Source organism: Oceanobacter sp. ABM4_470, assembly GCF_056158645.1.
Genome location: NZ_JBSWTR010000001.1, coordinates 1,679,957 through 1,696,584 on the forward strand (window position 1 = coordinate 1,679,957; position 16,628 = coordinate 1,696,584).

Here is a 16,628-nt window from a genome sequence, read left to right on the forward strand (position 1 = left end):
GCCCTGCATTCCAATACTGGGCTTTTGCACATGTCGTGTTTTTAAGCACCTATCAACTCAAAACAGCCACTGTCTTATTTCGGGATAATTGGCCAAAACTAATTGCTGAGCAGTTGGATTACCGTCCAGCACCTTGTAATTTACTCTAAGGTCATCGAGTGTGTATCTGGCTAGCGCCGCTTTTGTGTACACATGCAGTTCACCGTTTTTCATTCCATATTCGCGCTGAAGAATCTGGGCCTGGTCAGATGTTAATCTCGGGTCTGGCTTGACCACCAGTAACACCTCTGTATTCCAAGCGACATCCGCTGGAAGATTCATAGCAGCGCTGTCTTCTATCGATGGAATACTAAAGAATCGGGCCATTACAAAATCCCGGTAAGATTGACTCCGATCGCACCAAGCCCGAACGTGCCATCGGCCACATGTGTAGACAAACCGCTGAGGCCAAATTAATCGTCCGTCGGCGGAGGGATTCGTCAAAGACCGGTAATCGACTTCCAAACATTTCTGGTAACGCTGAGCAGCGACCAGTACCTGAACAAGATCCTTACTGATCTTGCGAAGAGGTGGATTAACAATAAATCCGACGATGCGAGCGTGGTCATGTGGAGAGTGGGATATGCCTGAGGCAAACCACAAATACTCATCGGCAACTCCTTGCGTGAATGCAAGCTCCACAGCGCCGATGGGCCGATACAGTTTTTTAACTGCGCTATATTCCAGCTTGTTACCGGTTAATCTTTGATAATCTCCAATATCTTTTGAAGCCTGCTGACGACCGATATTAAACTGATTGGTCAACTGGGACGTATTTATACCGCCCTCCCAGTAAAGGAGAAGCTCAACAAACCGAAACCGCTCTCTCAGCGATTTTTTGATGCCTCCAGCCTTGGTCAAATCCGTCATTTCCTTACTCCTTGGATACTTAAAGCACCATACCATAGGAACTGAATCACATTTTTGTGACGAGCCGAGGATTCAGCGTTCCACTAATTCACGCTAAAAGACAAGCTGGTTGTTGCCTGCGCCTCAGGCTCGGCCGAGGATTTTGTCAATCCAACGTCTCAGCGGCCAATAAACCACTATGGCGGCGAGCACGCCAAGGGCGTTGGCGAGCATGTCGTCCCAGCCCATTACGCGGTGTGGCAGTCGGCCTTGAAGGATTTCCATGGTGCCGCCCAGGATCAGGCAGAAGAGCATGAAGAGTGCTTTGTTTTTGGGGCGGCGGAAGCTGATAAGGCCGAGTCCGGCGAGGGCGCCGTAGGCCATAAAGTGGGCGATTTTGTCGGAGCCAGCCAGGGTGTTGCCGGTGGCTTTCAGTGATGCCCAGATAACGACAACCAAAACAATCAGTAGGAGGATGCGGGCGATGTACAGCAGTTTGGTCATTGGTCTGCGTTGTTTCTTTAGTCGGTTGATGATGTGTACGTTGATGTCAGTGTGACGCGATTTAATGACAGACAGATAGAAAACCACCCGCCGTAGCGGGTGGTGTTTTCGCGCGGTGTGAGCCGGGTTTTAGAAGTCCTGTGCCTTCAGACCCAGTTTTTCTGCCACGTCGGCGCTGCCGCGTGGTGCAATCACGGCTTTGCTACCGGCCTGACCTTTCAGGTACTGGTTGGCAACACGCTGAACATCGGCCCAGCTTGTAGATAGCAGACGCTCGCGGAAGTTCTGACGAATTTCACGCGTGCGGCCGCCACGGTCCATATGGAACGCTTGTTTGGCTTCGCCCGCCGGTGATCCCGGACGGTCCATACCACCAATCAGTCCCAGTACCGCTTGCTCTACCAGGTCGTCGCCAGTGGCGCGTTCCAATACCCAGTCGACGGATTTTTCAAAGTCGTCAAAGGTGCCTTCTACCCGTGGATCGCGGTAGGTGTAGAACTTGAAACAGCCGTTAGCATTGTCTTGAGTAGCACCTGCACCGTACGCACCGCCCTTCTCACGAATCGCCGTGTGCAGGTAGCCATTGCGCAGCACCCCTGCCAGTACCGACAGTGCAGCGGCATCTTTGTCTACAAGCGTGGTTGATGGCAGTGCCCAGGCACAGAAGTTCACCTGGGAATCCACCATCCAGTAGCTGGCACTGTCTTGCATGGCCCATTGCAGCTGGCTGCCAGTGGCTGGCGTGACAGACTGCCACTCGTTAGCCAGTGAGGCCATGTGAGCATCGCGGTGCGCCTCGTCGTGAACCGCTACCGATTCCTGCGGGCTTTGGCCAATGGCGGTTGCCAGTCCGGCCAGTGCGTCGGAAATCGATTTACCGCCGTCCTGATGTGCTTGTTTCAGGAAGGCTTTCAGTTTGGCCAATTGCGGCATACCACTGAGGGTGTTGGACACGTTCGCTGCCGGGTTCAGGCTGGCAGCGGCAGCTGCCATGGCGAAGCTGTGGCCACCGCCGGTAATACCGTGTTCCTTACGTGCCGTCAGTTGCGCCAACAGGTCAAGCAAGCGGCCGCTTTCGTCGAAACGGGCTTGCTGCCAGGTTTCTTTCATCAGGGCTGAAAACTCGTCGGCTTTGGTGCCCAGTGCTTTACCGGTCATGACCAGATAGCCATCCAGCTGGTCGCAGCTGGTCACCTGGCTGCGAATGCTGGCGTAGCTCGACAAGCTGCCGACCAACGCCGTTTGTTTGATTTGCTGGGCCAAATAGTCGTTATCGCCCGCGCCCACTTCGGTCCAGGCGTTGGTGAACAGTGGCAGCCAGCTCAGTTGTTCAGCGTCCAATGTTGGCAGGTCGACCACCAGTTGCTGGTACAAAATGCCGTTGGTGCCAGTCACGTATTCAGTGGTTGGCAGGCCGCTGTCGGTTTTGCCGGTTGGTGCGGTGTAGTTGATGTCTGGCTTAACATCTTCCAGCGTTACCTGCGGCAACATGCCCGGATCATCTTCCTGAGCCTGACGCTCTTGCAGATCCAGCGCCTGTTGTTTGATCGCCGCCAGCTGTTCGTCGCTGAGGTTGGCCACAATGGTGTCCAGACGCTGTTGTTCCAGACGTTTGCTTTCGGCGTTAAGGCCAGCATCCGGCAGCAGGCTGTAGCGTACGCGGTGGCGGTTGTTCAGCAGCAGGCGTTTCACGGCTTCCTGAATCCAGCCTGGCTGGCTGACTTTTTCGCGCAGACGTTGCAGTGCCGGGTCGAGGTTCAGCATGCCAACCGGATCGCCGTAGTGGGTTGCTGCTGGCAGTGCGTTGAAGATCAGTTGCAGGCCGTATGGGTAGTGGTCGCCGCCGATCTCACGCTGGTGCAGTTCCAGCTGGTGCAAGGCAGATTCCACCAGTTCGCTGTCGACGCCGTTTTCAGCAACGTCGTTGAGAGTGTCCAGCACCAGTTTTTCAAACGCTTCGGCGTTTTCTGGCTCACTGCCCTCAAGGCCGCACATAAAGCTCATTTCACGGTTGGATTCTTCCATGCCGCACAGTGGCGATGGCGAGCTACCCAGCTCGGTTTGCTCCAACGCACGACGCAGAGGCGAGGCGGAGTTGTCCAGCAGAATCTGGCTCAGCAGGTTGCCTTCCAGTTGGGCATCCAGATCGGTGCTGAAACCCAGCAGCCAGCCCAGCACGTGGTGGGTTTTGCCGCTCAGGTCGTCGCTGTCGACGCCGTAGTGTTCCTGTACGGCCACCGGTGCTGCGTAGCGTTGTTCCGCCGGTACGCTCCAGGTTTGGTTCTGACGCTCGAAACGGCTCAGCACCTGGCTTTCCAGCTTGTCTTGCAGTTCGCTGACGTCGAGGTTACCGAACGTCATAAAGATAGCGTTGCTTGGGTGGTAATGGCTCTTGTAGAAGCTCATCAGCTGGTCGTAGGTCAGCGAGGTAATTTCAGCTGGCTCACCGCCACTGTTGTAGTGGTAGGTGGTGGTTGGGAACAGGTAAGAGCTGATGCCCTGCCACAGCTGGGATACCGGCGATGACATGGCACCTTTCATTTCGTTGAACACCACGCCTTTGAATTCCAGTGGAGAATTCGGGTCGTTCGGGTCTTTTGGCTCAATGCGGTGGCCTTCCTGAGCGAAGTCCAGCGGGTGCAGGCGCGAGAAGAACACGGCGTCCAGATAGACGTCCAGCAGGTTGTTGAAGTCCTTGTCGTTCTGCGAAGCGAACGGGTACGCCGTCCAGTCGCTGCTGGTCATGGCGTTCATAAAGGTGTTCAGCGAGCGACGCGTCATCATGAAGAAGGGGTCGCGTACCGGGTATTTTTCAGAGCCACACAGTACCGAGTGCTCCAGAATATGCGCCACACCGGTGCTGTCTTTTGGCATGGTGCGAACCGCCACCATAAAGGCTTTTTCGTCGTGTTCACTGACCAGGTGATAGTGAACAGCGCCGGTGGCCACGTGTTCGTAGTGTTGAACTTCGATATTCAGGGATTCGACTGGCGTAGAGCCAATCAGGCGAAAAGCGTTTGCAGACATAATCAGAACCTTGTGTTGTTCTTTCGCTGTTCTTGTTGCTGGCCAACACCGATAAAACGAATGCTTGTGTCGACCCGCCCTTTCGGGACGCCCATCAATGGCAAGAAGCAGTGACTATTGTGTGTATTCAGTATCGGTGAGATTGCTGTTGGATGCGAAAATTCGGGTGTGAATGTTGAGAATAGAATATCGCATCAGTGGAACAGCGCCATGGATGCTGTTAATGGCGCTGATAGGCAATCAATCCGTGATTCTTTCCGTGATTAATTCGGAGACAACCGGGGTCACATAGTGTGGGTTGGTCGGTCCGATTTAATGGCTCCCGCCAGCTGGGTTTCAATGCGGTCACGGGCCATCGGGTTGTCGCTGCTGAACTGCACCCCAATGCCCTGCTGTTTGTTGCTTTGGGCACCGGCCGGTGTAATCCAGATAACCTTGCCTGCCACCGGGATTTTGTCCGGGTCGTCGAGCAATTTCAGCAACAGGAACACTTCGTCGCCCAGCTGATAACTGCGAGTAGTCGGAATGAACAGGCCACCGTCTTTTATGAACGGCATGTAAGCGTGATACAGCGTCGGCTTGTCCTTGATGGTCAAGGTCAAAATACCGCTACGTCCGGCATTGGACATCAAGATCTCCCTGCAATTGTGACGAGTGACTGCCACTCGATCATCAAAGATTCCAGCAGCAACTGGCGGTTGTGAAAGCTCGCTCCCGAGCGAATCTGGCCCAGCGCAACAGCAATGCGTTCGTGCAAGGCTAACAGCTTTGCTTTATCCAGAATAGCCACATCAAAACAGCCCAGCACTTCCGGTTCGATCAGCTGTTCGACAGTCGCTCCCATGCTGGCACGCATCAGGTCGGACAACAGCTGCGACAACCACTCCAGTACGTCGCCAAGGTCGTCGGTTTTCCAAACCGCCAGGGTGCTCTCCAAGGGCGCCTGGCCGGTCGACCATTGCTGCAACGCCGCCAACCATTTCCGGTGCTGACCATGAGCATCGTTCTGAATCCATTCCAGAGCAGCCAGCGGTGCGTTCTGGTTCATGCGCAGGGCCTGTCCGGCACTGTGTTCGTCACATCCCTGCTGCTGCAACCACTGAATGGAATCAGCCGTCGGCGGAGCAACCAGTGTCAGACGCTGACAGCGGCTGCGAATGGTCGGCATCACCGAGCCCAGTCGTTCGGTTTCGAGCAAAATAAAGCTTTCGCCTGGCGGTTCTTCCAGCGTTTTCAACAAGGCGTTAGCGGCGTTGTTGTTCAGCACTTCCACCGGTGCCAGAATCACCACCTGACAAGGGCTGATCTGTGGCGTTTGTACCAGAAATTCATTGACCTTGCGCACGCCGTCAATGCGGATTTGGCGGCTGCCGTCTTCCGGTTTGCACTGCTGGAAATCCGGGTGGTTGCCCGCTGCCCACAACTGGCAGCTGTGACACTGACCACAGGCGACTTCCAGATTGTCGGAAACCCGACGAGAGCACAGCAGCCACTGGGCCACCTGTAACGACAGTGCATGTTTCCCCACCCCTTTGGGGCCGGTAAACATCAGCGCATGGGGCAAACCATGAACATGGTGGCGCTTGATCAAGTCCGACCAAACGTTCTGTTGCCATGGGTAAACGTGGTTCCAACCGCTCATGCTGTCAGTCGCCCTTCAGCATGCTCAGGCGCACAGACAATTCGGTTTGAACGTCCTCCAGCGTCTGTGTCGCATCAACAATAACAAAGCGGGAGTGCATCGCCGCCAGCGAATGAAAGCCGTCTTTCACCCGTTCGAAAAACGCCAGTGCTTCGGTTTCAAATCGGTCGGTGGCTTCGCCAGTGGTTTCTGAGCGGCCGCGGGCGCGGGCCATGCCTACTTCCACCGGTGCATCCAGCAAGAAGGTGCAGTCGGGTTCAACGTCACCCTGCGCCAGGCTCTTCAGTTGTTCTATAGCGCTCAAGTCCAAACCACGACCAAAGCCCTGATAGGCAATGGTTGAATCGGTAAAGCGGTCACACAGCACCCAAGCGCCGCGCTCCAGCGCTGGAATAATCACTTGTTCCAGATGTTGGTTACGGGCTGCGAACATCAACAGCAGTTCGGCCATTGGTGTCATTGGTTCCGGGTGATGGGCTTTCAGCAGTTTGTTGCGAATCAGCTCGGCAATGGGTGTACCACCCGGCTCACGGGTTACCACCACTTCGATGCCCTGTTCGCTCAGCTGGTCGGCGCACCATTGGATGTTGGTGGATTTGCCGACGCCTTCGCCGCCTTCAAAGGTGATGAACTTGCCAGCGAATTTTCTGCTCATTGACCTTCTCCCAAAGCCTGGTTTGCGGTGGATTCCGTCTCGGAAGCAGCAGCCTCTGGCGCTGGTTTCAGCGGCGTCGAACGGTAATCCGATTTACGGTTGCGAATCTGATACTGACGTACCGCTTTGTTGTGTTGTTCCAGGGTTTCTGAAAAAACGTGCGAGCCATCACCACGGGCGACAAAAAACAGCGCCTTGGTGGCGGCAGGATTCAACGCTGCATCCAGCGCTTCACGGCCAGCCAGAGCAATCGGCGTCGGCGGCAGTCCTTTGATGCGGTAGGTGTTGTAAGGGTTGGATCGGTTCAACAGGTCACGCTTGCGAATATTGCCCTTGTAAGCATCGCCCATGCCGTAAATGACGGTGGGGTCGGTCTCCAGCCGCATGTTCTTTTTCAAGCGCTGGACAAACACACCCGCGATTTCCGGACGTTCTGCAGGTACCGCGGTTTCTTTCTCGACGATCGATGCCATGATCAACGCATCGTAGGCGGACTTGTACGGCAGGCCTTCGGCCTGGTTGTCCCACGCTTGTTGCAATTGAGTTTGCATGCGCTGATACGATTGTTTCAGCACCGCCGAGGCTTTTGAGCCGCCCTGATACACATAGGTGTCCGGGTACAGCCAACCTTCCGGGTTACCCTCAATGCCCAGTAAGCTGGCGACAGTCTCCGGGGTTAGTGGATCAACGTCCTGCTTCAGGCGCTCGGCATTGGCGATGTTTTTCAGGGCCTCTGCCAGCGTTGTGCCTTCAATCAGCGATACCTTGTAGCTGATCGGCTGAGCGGTTTGCAGAAACGCCAACAAGGCAGTGCCATTCAGACCTGCGGGGACATCAAACTCACCGGCTTTCAAGTGTTCCTGCTTCAGCAGGCGCGCTTGTACCCGCAGCAGCAAAGCCGATGGCAGCCAGCCTTGTTGTTCCCACTGGCGCGCTTTCTGGCCCAGGGTTTCACCCTGTTCAATATGAATTCGGACCGCTTGCTCATTGTTCATGGGCATGGTCCATAAGGCGGCAAACACAGCCAGTGCGACGACTGGCAGCGCCACCGCTGCCGCTATCAGTTTTTTCAAAACAGACTCTCCAGTCTTTGCTGCATCCGTTTCATGGGCTGCCACATTGAATGGCTGGTATCGAACAGCCGCTGTTGCAGCTGCTTCACCGGCACAATGCCCGTCAGGCTGTTCGACAGCGCAATAGCGTCCGCTTGCTCCAGCTCAGCCAGCGAAATCTGCGCCTCTGTCACCTGCCCTTCCGCAATCAACCAGCGACGAATCACGCCGTTAACGCCACATTGATCAATGATTGGCGTCAGCCATTGACCCTTGTGCGCAATATACAGATTGGAATAACAACCTTCTGTGACGGTACCTGCGGTGTCCAGCATCACGGCTTCTTGCCAGCCTGGCGCAAATTCAGCGCGGGCTAACACCTGTTCCAACCGGTTAAGGTGTTTGATGCCTGCCAGACGCGGCTGGGTGCCCAAACGAACGGCGCTGACGCCAATGCAAATACCGTCCGGATGCAGTTGCGACCATGACCAGGGCGGTGCGTCCATCAGCTGAATCTGGATGTTGATTTCCGGATGATCCGGCAAGCCATATCCGCGCTGACCAACGCCACGGGACACCAGCAATTTGGCCGCGCTGTAGGCCGACAAATCGACCTCATCGGCCAGCTCGCCCATGGCGTCGCATATCACAGCGAAGGAATCAGCAGGAAACAACAAGGCATTCAGGCCCTGCTGCAAGCGTTCAGCGTGGAATTGCCACAACGGCACATCACCGCCGGAACGGCCAGCGTTCCTGGAAGCATCGGAAACACGAACGAGGCGCATGGTTTCGAACAAACCATCGCCGTATTGAAGACCTCGATCAGTAGCTGGCCAGTGGTCCACCCACTGACCGGCTACCCGGCACAATACCCGACTCACGGGCATTATCCGTCGAAGCGTTTAAACAGCAGACTGCCGTTAGTGCCGCCAAAACCGAAGGAGTTGGAAATGGCGTATTCGATATCGGCATCGCGGGCAGTGTGTGGCACGTAGTCCAGATCACAGCCTTCATCCGGGTTATCGAGGTTGATGGTGGGTGGAATCTTGCCATTCTGCAACGCCAGAACCGTGATCATGGCTTCGATTGCACCGGCTGCACCCAACAAATGGCCAGTCATTGACTTGGTGGAAGACACCGCCAGTTTGTAGGCGTGGTCACCAAACAAGGTTTTGATGGCCTGGGTTTCAGCAATATCACCTACCTGGGTAGAGGTGCCGTGAGCGTTAATGTAGCCCACTTGCTCTGGCGCAATACCGGCATCACGCAGGGCGTTTTCCATCGCTTTACGAGCGCCGGAACCGTCTTCTGGTGGACTGGTCACGTGGTGAGCGTCATCACTCATACCCAGACCAACCACTTCACCGTAGATCTTGGCACCGCGAGCCTGGGCGTGTTCCAGTGACTCCAGCACCAACATGGCAGCGCCGTCACTCAGCACAAAACCGTCACGATCCTTGTCCCATGGACGACTGGCCTTTTCCGGCTCGTCGTTACGGGTACTCATGGCGCGGGCAGCGGCGAAGCCAGCAATACCCAGCGGCGATGAAGAGCCTTCCGCACCACCGGCCAGCATCACATCGGCATCGCCATAGGCGATGGTACGAGCCGCGTAGCCAATGTTGTGGGTGCCTGTGGTACAGGCGGTCGTGATTGCGAAGTTAGGGCCTCGCAGACCATGACGAATGGCGATGTTGCCTGCGGCCATGTTGATAACCGCAGCAGGCACCAGGAATGGCGACACCCGACGAGGGCCGCTCTTTTCCAGCTGCTGATAATTTTGTTCGATTGTATTCAGACCACCGATACCGGAGCCTGCGGCCACACCCACGCGGTCGAAGTCAGTATCTTCTGGCAAAGCGGCATCTTTCAGTGCCTGATCGGCAGCGACCAGCGCGTATTGCAAAAACAGGTCAAGCTTGCGTGCTTCTTTGGCAGACATTACCGATGTAACGTCAAAATCCTTTACCAGACCGACAATTTGAGTGGAGTAACTGCTGGCGTCGAAATGAGTGATGGGTCCGATACCGGACTTTCCCTGACACAGTGCTTGCCAAGTGGTTTCTACATCCAGACCCAGCGGATTAACAGTGCCAAGGCCCGTTACCACTACACGTCGTTTTGTCATCACTGTTCAAATTTCCCCATTACAGACACAAAAAAAGCCGCGTCCGAAGAGGCGGCTTTCAGACGTTACGATTATTACAGATTCGCAACGATGTAGTCGATTGCTTCCTGAACGGTAGTCAGCTTCTCGGCATCTTCGTCTGGAATTTCGGTTTCGAATTCTTCTTCCAGAGCCATTACCAGCTCAACAGTGTCCAGAGAGTCTGCACCCAGATCGTCTACGAAAGAGGAAGCTGGCTTAACTTCTTCTTCTTTAACACCCAGCTGTTCACAGACGATTTTCTTTACGCGTTCTTCGATGTTGCTCATGGTTTTTCCTACCGTTTAATGATTCCAAGGTCGTGACGACCTTAACCCATATTCATGCCGCCATTCACATGAATGGTCTGACCTGTGATGTATTTTGCAGCGTCACTGGCCAGGAAGGCTACAGCGCCGGCAATCTCTTCTGGCTGACCCAAGCGCTTGCTCGGAATGGTCGACAGAATGGCGTCTTTTTGCGCTTCAGGCAAGACGTCGGTCATATCAGTTTTGATAAAACCCGGTGCAACGCAATTAACAGTGATATTGCGTGCAGCCACTTCTTGCGCCAGAGAGCGAGTGAAACCTTCCAGACCGGCCTTGGCCGCGGCGTAGTTTGCCTGACCCGCGTTACCAGTGGTACCAATAATTGAACTGATGTTCACAATCGCACCAGCTTTGGCTTTGATCATAGGCTTGACCATTGCCTTGCAGACGCGGAACACACCACTCAGGTTGGTGTTGATAACAGCGTTCCATTCCTCATCGCTCATGCGCAGGAACAGATTGTCACGGGTGATACCGGCGTTGTTTACCAGTACCGCCGGAGTGCCGTGTTCAGCCAGGAAGGTTTTCAGTGCTTCCGCTGTTTGTTCAGCGTCAGCAATGTTCAGTACGATGGCATCGTTGCCAGCGCCAACAGCCTGCAGCGCTTCGCGAATGGAAGCTGCGCCGGATTCGCTGGTTGCAGTACCAACCACCTTGTAACCCTGCTTGGCCAGTGTCTCGGCCACAGCACGGCCAATACCACGTGACGCGCCGGTTACCAGCGCCAATGCTTGTTCAGACATGTAATTATCCTTGAATCATTTCGATGACAGCTTTGGCGCTGGCCAGATCGCCAGTACCGTGAGTTGCCAACGTTTTATCAATACGCTTGTTGAGGCCGGCCAATACCTTGCCCGGACCAAATTCTACTGCCACATCGGCTTTGCCACGTACGGCCTGAACCGCACCCGTCCAGTTAACCGGGCTGTAAAGCTGAGCCAACAGTTTTTCCTGAACCTCAGCCACAGGGGCCGGAGCGTTATCAACGTTGTGGAATACCGGGAATGCCGGAGCACGCCAGTTAACCGCAGCCAGTGCTTCCTTGAAGTCTTCCGCAGCGGCTTTCATCAGGCTGGAATGGAACGGACCACTCACGGCCAGAGGCAGTGCGCGTTTGGCACCTGCTGCCTTGGCAAGTTCAACGGCTTTTTCAATACCGGCAGCAGCGCCCGCGATGACAATCTGACCTGGCGCGTTGAAGTTGGCTGGTTCTACCACACCCGCGGCAGCGGTTGCGTCTTCGCAAACCTGCGCCACAGCGGCTTCATCCAGACCAATAATGGCTGCCATGCCGCCTTGACCGGCCGGAACGGCTTGATCCATCAGCTGACCACGCTTGCGTACCAGCTTCACACCATCGGCGAAGTCCAATGCGTCAGCCGCAACCAACGCAGAGTATTCACCCAGAGAGTGGCCCGCAGCGGCAACAATGTTCAGTGCCGGGCACTGGGCTTGAATCAGACGCAGAACCGCGATGCTGGAAGTCAGCAGTGCTGGCTGGGCGTTGTAGGTAAGATTCAGGGTTTCGACTGGACCATCCTGGACCAGAGCCCACAGATCCATACCAATGGCGTCGGACGCTTCAGCAAAGGTTTCGCCGATCACATCGTATTCGGCCGCCAGATCGGCCAGCATGCCAACAGCTTGTGCACCCTGACCCGGAAAAATCGCAATTACATCTGTCATTTAATGACCACCAGACTGGTTGGTTTCAGCAACAGCAAAACACCTGACTGTTGCCCCTCGGGATACCAATTGCAGCAAGGATAAAAACTCAAGAGACATGCTGCAACCCGAAGGCGGGCGCCATACTAGGACCCTGTCCGCTCACAGTAAACAACCAACAGGCACAATTTTATTGAATTTGTTTCAGGCAATCGCCGCCTGCATTGGCATAATCTGACGAATTAGTGCCTCACGGTCATGATTCACTGCTTGTTTGGCCAGGTAGCACATGGCGTGCTCGAAGGTTGATTCGTCCGACTTGCCGTGGGTTTTTACCACCACACCATCAATACCGAGCAGCATGGCGCCACCATGACGAGCCGGCGCAATGCGTTGATGTATGCGGCGAAACGCGGCTCGTAACACGGGAGACACAAGTCTCAAAATCCAATGTCCGCGTAACTCGTCTTTTACCATTTGGGTCAACCACTGGGTCAGCCCTTCACTGGTTTTCAACGCAACATTTCCGGTAAAGCCATCACAGACCATGACATCCAGATCACCGCGATACAGATCATCACCTTCAAAGAAACCGCGATAGTTGGCCGGCATTAACCCATGCAAAATACCGGAGGCCGAACGGATGTCTTCCGTTCCCTTACCGGATTCATGACCTACATTAAGGATGCCGACCTCTGGCTCATGAATATTCATCGAACGACACCAGGCCACACCGAGCACAGCAAACTGCACCAACTGCGAAGCCGTTGCCCCAAGCGACGCGCCAAGGTCGAGCAATAACAGAGGTTTACCACGAGTAGGGATTTGAGTGGCCAACGCAGGCCGGTCGATTCCGGGCAGAACGCCCAGCAAGCGACGGGAAAGAATCATCAGCGCGCCGGTACTGCCAACTGACAGAACGCCCTGGGATTCGCCATGACGACAAGACAGCAAGGCCCTGACCATGGAAGAAGATTGTCGCCGTTTAAGAACGACGGAAGGTTTATCATCCGCTGAGACACTGACACCGCATCCAATCACCCGGAGCCGGCCACTGCCATCAGCGATGATATCGGTAGCTTCCTGAACCAGAGATTCCTCGACATATAAACGGATAGCAACATCGCGTTTTCTTGCCAGAACCTTTTTAACAGCCCATAACGCAGCGCGGGGACCTAAGTCCCCGCCCATGGCATCTACCGAGATGGTTAACATCTTAGCTGTTGCCAGTCTCCACGACTTTCTTGCCACGGTAGAAACCGTCAGCAGTCACGTGGTGACGACGATGCTTTTCACCGGTGGTTGGATCAGTAGACAGGGCTACGGAACCAGTGTCCAGTGCATCGTGAGAACGACGCATACCACGCTTGGAACGAGTTACTTTGTTTTGTTGAACCGCCATTGTTGGCTCCTACACTATTTCTGTTTGAGCTGTGCTAAAACGTCAAACGGATTAGGCCGCTTTTCGTTACCGCTGGTTGTATTTTCCGGCTCGGGCTGCTGTTGAATCCGGCATTCGTTATCCGAGTGCATTGGAAACATCGGAAGCGCCAGAAGCACTTCATCTTCCATTACCGACCAGAGATCGATAATGCCATTTTCGTCCATTTCCACCGGTTCAAGACTTCTGGGCAAATTTTTTGCCTGATCGTCGTTAAATACCAAACCCAGCGAAAACTGACTTTCTACATCCACATCCACGGTTCCAAGACAGCGTTGACATATCATGGAAACCCGAGTGGAACATTTTCCCATCATCACTCGATGACGTTCTTCATCCCGATCAAATGAAACATCAACCGTAACCGGTGCCAGGCACTGATCTACGGATTCATTCAAACGAAGGAGTTCAGAACTGTCGATTTCAGCGTTAAACCGTTGATTTATTTCAACAAGTTTAGTCGCATCGACTCGATGGGGTAACTGCGCCTCTGCCATAGTGCGCGAGATATTAGATACCTCGCCCCCCGTTGTCAAAATTATTTAATCAAAAAGCCAGAAAAACCAATGCGTTAATGAAATTACCCTTAACGCAGCTGAATTCCCTGCCCCATTACTGTGGTGGCAATACCCTTGCCCAGTGATGCACCCAGCTTGCCAACCAATTCCTGAATTGGATCAGGTCGCAGCGTAAAGTTCACCAGCTCTTCCGTATTCAATTGTTCACGAGCTACCTGACTGGACGATGCCAGCCCGTCAATCAGGCCCAACTCAAGCGCTTGCTCGCCAGACCAGATCAAGCCAGTGAACAAATCAGGATCATCTGACAGACGGTCGCCCCGCCCTTGCTTCACCTGATCAATAAACTGTTTATGGGTGACTTTCAGCACCCCTTGCCAGAATTCACGCTCATCTTCGCGTTCAGGCTGGAACGGGTCCAGGAAGCCTTTGTGATCGCCGGCAGTATAAGTCCGACGCTCAACACCCACTTTATCCATAATACCGGTAAAACCGAAGCCAGAGCCAACCACACCGATGGAGCCCACCAGACTGGCCTTGTCGGCATATATCTCATCTGCTGCCGCGGCAATGTAATAGGCCCCGGATGCACCCAGATCAACAATGACAGCGTAGACCGGGAATTCTGGTCGCAGCGACTTCAGGCGCTTGATTTCATCATAGACGTAACCCGCCTGAACAGGACTACCACCCGGTGAGTTGATTCGCAGAATAAGCCCAGTGGCTGCCTCATTATCAAAGGCATTGCGAATACCCGTGATAATGGTATCGGCATTGGCATCCTGATCAGCAGCAATAGCACCGTTGATTTCAACAATCGCCGCAAACGGTTCGCCATCGGCCATTTCCATGGCATCGTCTACCGGCAAACGAATAAACCAAAGCAACGCAAACAAATAGATAAACATCAAGGAGCGAAAGAATATGCCCCAGCGGCGGGTTCTGCGTTGTTCCTTCTGCAGATCCATCACCAGCTTTTCAATCAACTTCCATTCTTTACTGGAATCTTCAGGTCGATTCATCGGTTCTTCCATAACGAATTACTTCAACAATTGGCTATGCCATTTAATCAGTGCTGTAACAACCACTGCTGCAACTCAGCAATGGAATGCAGCAGCGCCTTCGGATTGGAAAACAGTAGCAAGTCTTCATCGTGCGCGCCGTGACTCATTGCCACACAATCGATGCCCGCCGCATTGGCCATATCCAGATCATAAGTGGTATCGCCAATCATAACGGCCTTATCGGCTGTAACATTCAGTTCCTCGAGCAACTGATGCAACATCAGAGGATCAGGCTTGGAGCGGGTTTCATCAGCACAACGCGTTGACGCGAAGCGATGACGCAGCGCCAGATCATCCAGGATGCGATCCAACCCACGACGGCTTTTACCAGTAGCCACCGCCAGCAAGCGATCCTGCTGCTGCAAGGTTTCCAGCAAAGCCTCTGCGCCTTCGAACAGCGTCATTTTAACCTGGCTGTCGTAAACAAAGTTGCGGGCATAGGCTTCACGCATGGCGTCCAGCTGCTCAGCCGTAATGTCCGGCCACAGGGTTTGCAATGCTTCAGGAAGCCCCAGACCAATGATGTTTTGTACTTCCGCATCGGTCACCGCAGGCAAGCCGGTCAGACGCCCGGCATGCTGCATGCTATCAACAATGCGGCCGGTAGAATCGGCCAGGGTTCCGTCCCAATCAAAGATGATGAGCTCATAGCTCATAGTGGCATCCTTCTTTATTAAGGAATTTCTCGAAGTCTTTATTCGGCTTGGCGACCAGCGACATATGCTCACCCGAAATCGGATGACGGAACTCCAGTTGCAGCGCGTGCAGGAACAGGCGGCGACAGCCGTGCTGCTGATCGATCAATACCTGAGCCTTGTCGCGATACTTGTCGTCACCGGCAATGGAATATCCCTGAAACTGACAATGCACCCGAATCTGATGAGTACGCCCAGTAACCGGCTCGGCTTCAACCAGAGAATAGTGCGAGCCAGAGGACACCAGTTTGTAACGGGTATGTGACGCTTTGCCCTCGCCGTCCACCAACATAATACGCTCGCCGGATTTGCGCTCGAATTTCTTCAGTGGTGCCTTCACTTCGTTCACAGATGCCGGCCAGCGGCCATGCACCAGCGCCAAATAACGCTTTTGAATGCCGCTTTTATTAACCAGCATTTTTTGCAGCGCCACCAGTGCAGAGCGCTTCTTGGCGATCAGAATGATGCCCGAGGTATCGCGATCAAGCCGGTGCACCAGCTCCAGAAAGGTGTGCGATGGGTACATTTGTCGCACCGCTTCAATCAAGCCCAGACTAACACCACTGCCGCCGTGAACTGCCAACCCATGCGGTTTGTTAACCGCCATGATGGCATCGTCTTCGTACACAATGGCATCCCGAATGCCTTGCAGCAGGTCATCGGAGGCATGAGCTGCCGCCTGCTCCTGCGGCAAGCGAATCGGCGGCACCCGGATCAGATCGCCGCTGTGAATTCGGCTGTCGGCCTTGACCCGCTTTTTATTCACCCGCACTTCGCCTTTGCGAACGATGCGATAAACCAACGCTTTGGGCACCTTGCCCAGCGCGGTGATCAGGAAATTATCAATACGTTGACCGTCGTTATCCTCTGTTACCTCAATAAAGTTAACTTTGGATGTGTCGAGTTCAAACCTGGCCATAGGACTCCGAAAACTGGCGGAAACAGACAAGTTGCAAGCCAACCAATGGCCGCAAAACCTCATCATTTCAGGTGGAGTTGCCG

The 16,628-nt window shown here is 54.3% G+C and carries 18 protein-coding genes; all 18 read right to left on the minus strand.

Going from position 1 to position 16,628, the window contains the following annotated elements; all coding sequences use genetic code 11:
* Positions 1–57: 57 nt before the first annotated feature.
* On the minus strand, positions 58–909 hold the full coding sequence (locus ACXADJ_RS07420; RefSeq protein WP_475064339.1) for a BrxR family helix-turn-helix transcriptional regulator: 852 nt from the start codon (positions 907–909) through the stop codon (positions 58–60).
* 123 nt (positions 910–1,032) lie between these two features.
* Entirely contained in the window at positions 1,033–1,479 is a 447-nt protein-coding gene (locus ACXADJ_RS07425; protein WP_475064340.1) for a VanZ family protein, read from the minus strand.
* Between the two features lie 42 nt (positions 1,480–1,521).
* Entirely contained in the window at positions 1,522–4,419 is a 2,898-nt protein-coding gene (locus ACXADJ_RS07430) for an insulinase family protein (RefSeq protein ID WP_475064341.1), read from the minus strand.
* 284 nt (positions 4,420–4,703) lie between these two features.
* Positions 4,704–5,048 carry a PilZ domain-containing protein gene (locus ACXADJ_RS07435; RefSeq protein WP_475064342.1) on the minus strand — a complete coding sequence of 115 codons (345 nt, stop codon included), beginning with the start codon at positions 5,046–5,048 and terminating at the stop codon, positions 4,704–4,706.
* Positions 5,048–6,061, minus strand: a complete 1,014-nt coding sequence (gene holB / locus ACXADJ_RS07440; protein WP_475064343.1) for a DNA polymerase III subunit delta' — start codon at positions 6,059–6,061, stop codon at positions 5,048–5,050. The genes ACXADJ_RS07435 and holB overlap by 1 nt, the downstream gene beginning before the upstream one ends.
* A 4-nt stretch (positions 6,062–6,065) precedes the next feature.
* Positions 6,066–6,716, minus strand: coding sequence for a dTMP kinase (gene tmk / locus ACXADJ_RS07445; protein WP_475064344.1), 651 nt, complete (start codon positions 6,714–6,716; stop codon positions 6,066–6,068).
* Positions 6,713–7,789 carry an endolytic transglycosylase MltG gene (gene mltG / locus ACXADJ_RS07450; protein WP_475064345.1) on the minus strand — a complete coding sequence of 359 codons (1,077 nt, stop codon included), beginning with the start codon at positions 7,787–7,789 and terminating at the stop codon, positions 6,713–6,715. The genes tmk and mltG overlap by 4 nt, the downstream gene beginning before the upstream one ends.
* Positions 7,786–8,649, minus strand: a complete 864-nt coding sequence (pabC, locus tag ACXADJ_RS07455; protein ID WP_475064346.1) for an aminodeoxychorismate lyase — start codon at positions 8,647–8,649, stop codon at positions 7,786–7,788. The genes mltG and pabC overlap by 4 nt, the downstream gene beginning before the upstream one ends.
* Positions 8,650–8,654: 5 nt before the next feature.
* Positions 8,655–9,896 (minus strand): beta-ketoacyl-ACP synthase II, encoded by a 1,242-nt coding sequence (fabF, locus tag ACXADJ_RS07460; RefSeq protein WP_475064347.1) that lies wholly within the window; start codon positions 9,894–9,896, stop codon positions 8,655–8,657.
* A 74-nt stretch (positions 9,897–9,970) separates the two neighbouring features.
* Positions 9,971–10,204 carry an acyl carrier protein gene (gene acpP / locus ACXADJ_RS07465; RefSeq protein WP_028292417.1) on the minus strand — a complete coding sequence of 78 codons (234 nt, stop codon included), beginning with the start codon at positions 10,202–10,204 and terminating at the stop codon, positions 9,971–9,973.
* 41 nt (positions 10,205–10,245) lie between these two features.
* Positions 10,246–10,986: a 3-oxoacyl-ACP reductase FabG gene (fabG, locus tag ACXADJ_RS07470; RefSeq protein WP_475064350.1), complete on the minus strand. Its 741-nt coding sequence runs from the start codon at positions 10,984–10,986 to the stop codon at positions 10,246–10,248.
* Between the two features lie 4 nt (positions 10,987–10,990).
* Complete coding sequence (fabD, locus tag ACXADJ_RS07475) at positions 10,991–11,929, minus strand: ACP S-malonyltransferase (RefSeq protein ID WP_475064353.1); 939 nt, start codon at positions 11,927–11,929, stop codon at positions 10,991–10,993.
* 183 nt (positions 11,930–12,112) lie between these two features.
* Positions 12,113–13,123, minus strand: coding sequence for a phosphate acyltransferase PlsX (gene plsX, locus ACXADJ_RS07480; protein ID WP_475064356.1), 1,011 nt, complete (start codon positions 13,121–13,123; stop codon positions 12,113–12,115).
* Between the two features lies 1 nt (position 13,124).
* Positions 13,125–13,310 (minus strand): 50S ribosomal protein L32, encoded by a 186-nt coding sequence (gene rpmF / locus ACXADJ_RS07485; protein WP_028292421.1) that lies wholly within the window; start codon positions 13,308–13,310, stop codon positions 13,125–13,127.
* Between the two features lie 14 nt (positions 13,311–13,324).
* Positions 13,325–13,846 carry a YceD family protein gene (locus ACXADJ_RS07490; RefSeq protein ID WP_475064358.1) on the minus strand — a complete coding sequence of 174 codons (522 nt, stop codon included), beginning with the start codon at positions 13,844–13,846 and terminating at the stop codon, positions 13,325–13,327.
* A gap of 89 nt (positions 13,847–13,935) precedes the next feature.
* Positions 13,936–14,889, minus strand: a complete 954-nt coding sequence (locus tag ACXADJ_RS07495; protein ID WP_475064360.1) for a S49 family peptidase — start codon at positions 14,887–14,889, stop codon at positions 13,936–13,938.
* Between the two features lie 47 nt (positions 14,890–14,936).
* The gene (locus ACXADJ_RS07500) at positions 14,937–15,587 is read right to left on the minus strand and encodes an HAD family hydrolase (RefSeq protein ID WP_475064362.1); all 651 of its coding nucleotides are present in this window, start codon (positions 15,585–15,587) and stop codon (positions 14,937–14,939) included.
* Entirely contained in the window at positions 15,577–16,545 is a 969-nt protein-coding gene (locus tag ACXADJ_RS07505) for an RluA family pseudouridine synthase (RefSeq protein ID WP_475064364.1), read from the minus strand. The genes ACXADJ_RS07500 and ACXADJ_RS07505 overlap by 11 nt, the downstream gene beginning before the upstream one ends.
* Positions 16,546–16,628: the final 83 nt, after the last annotated feature.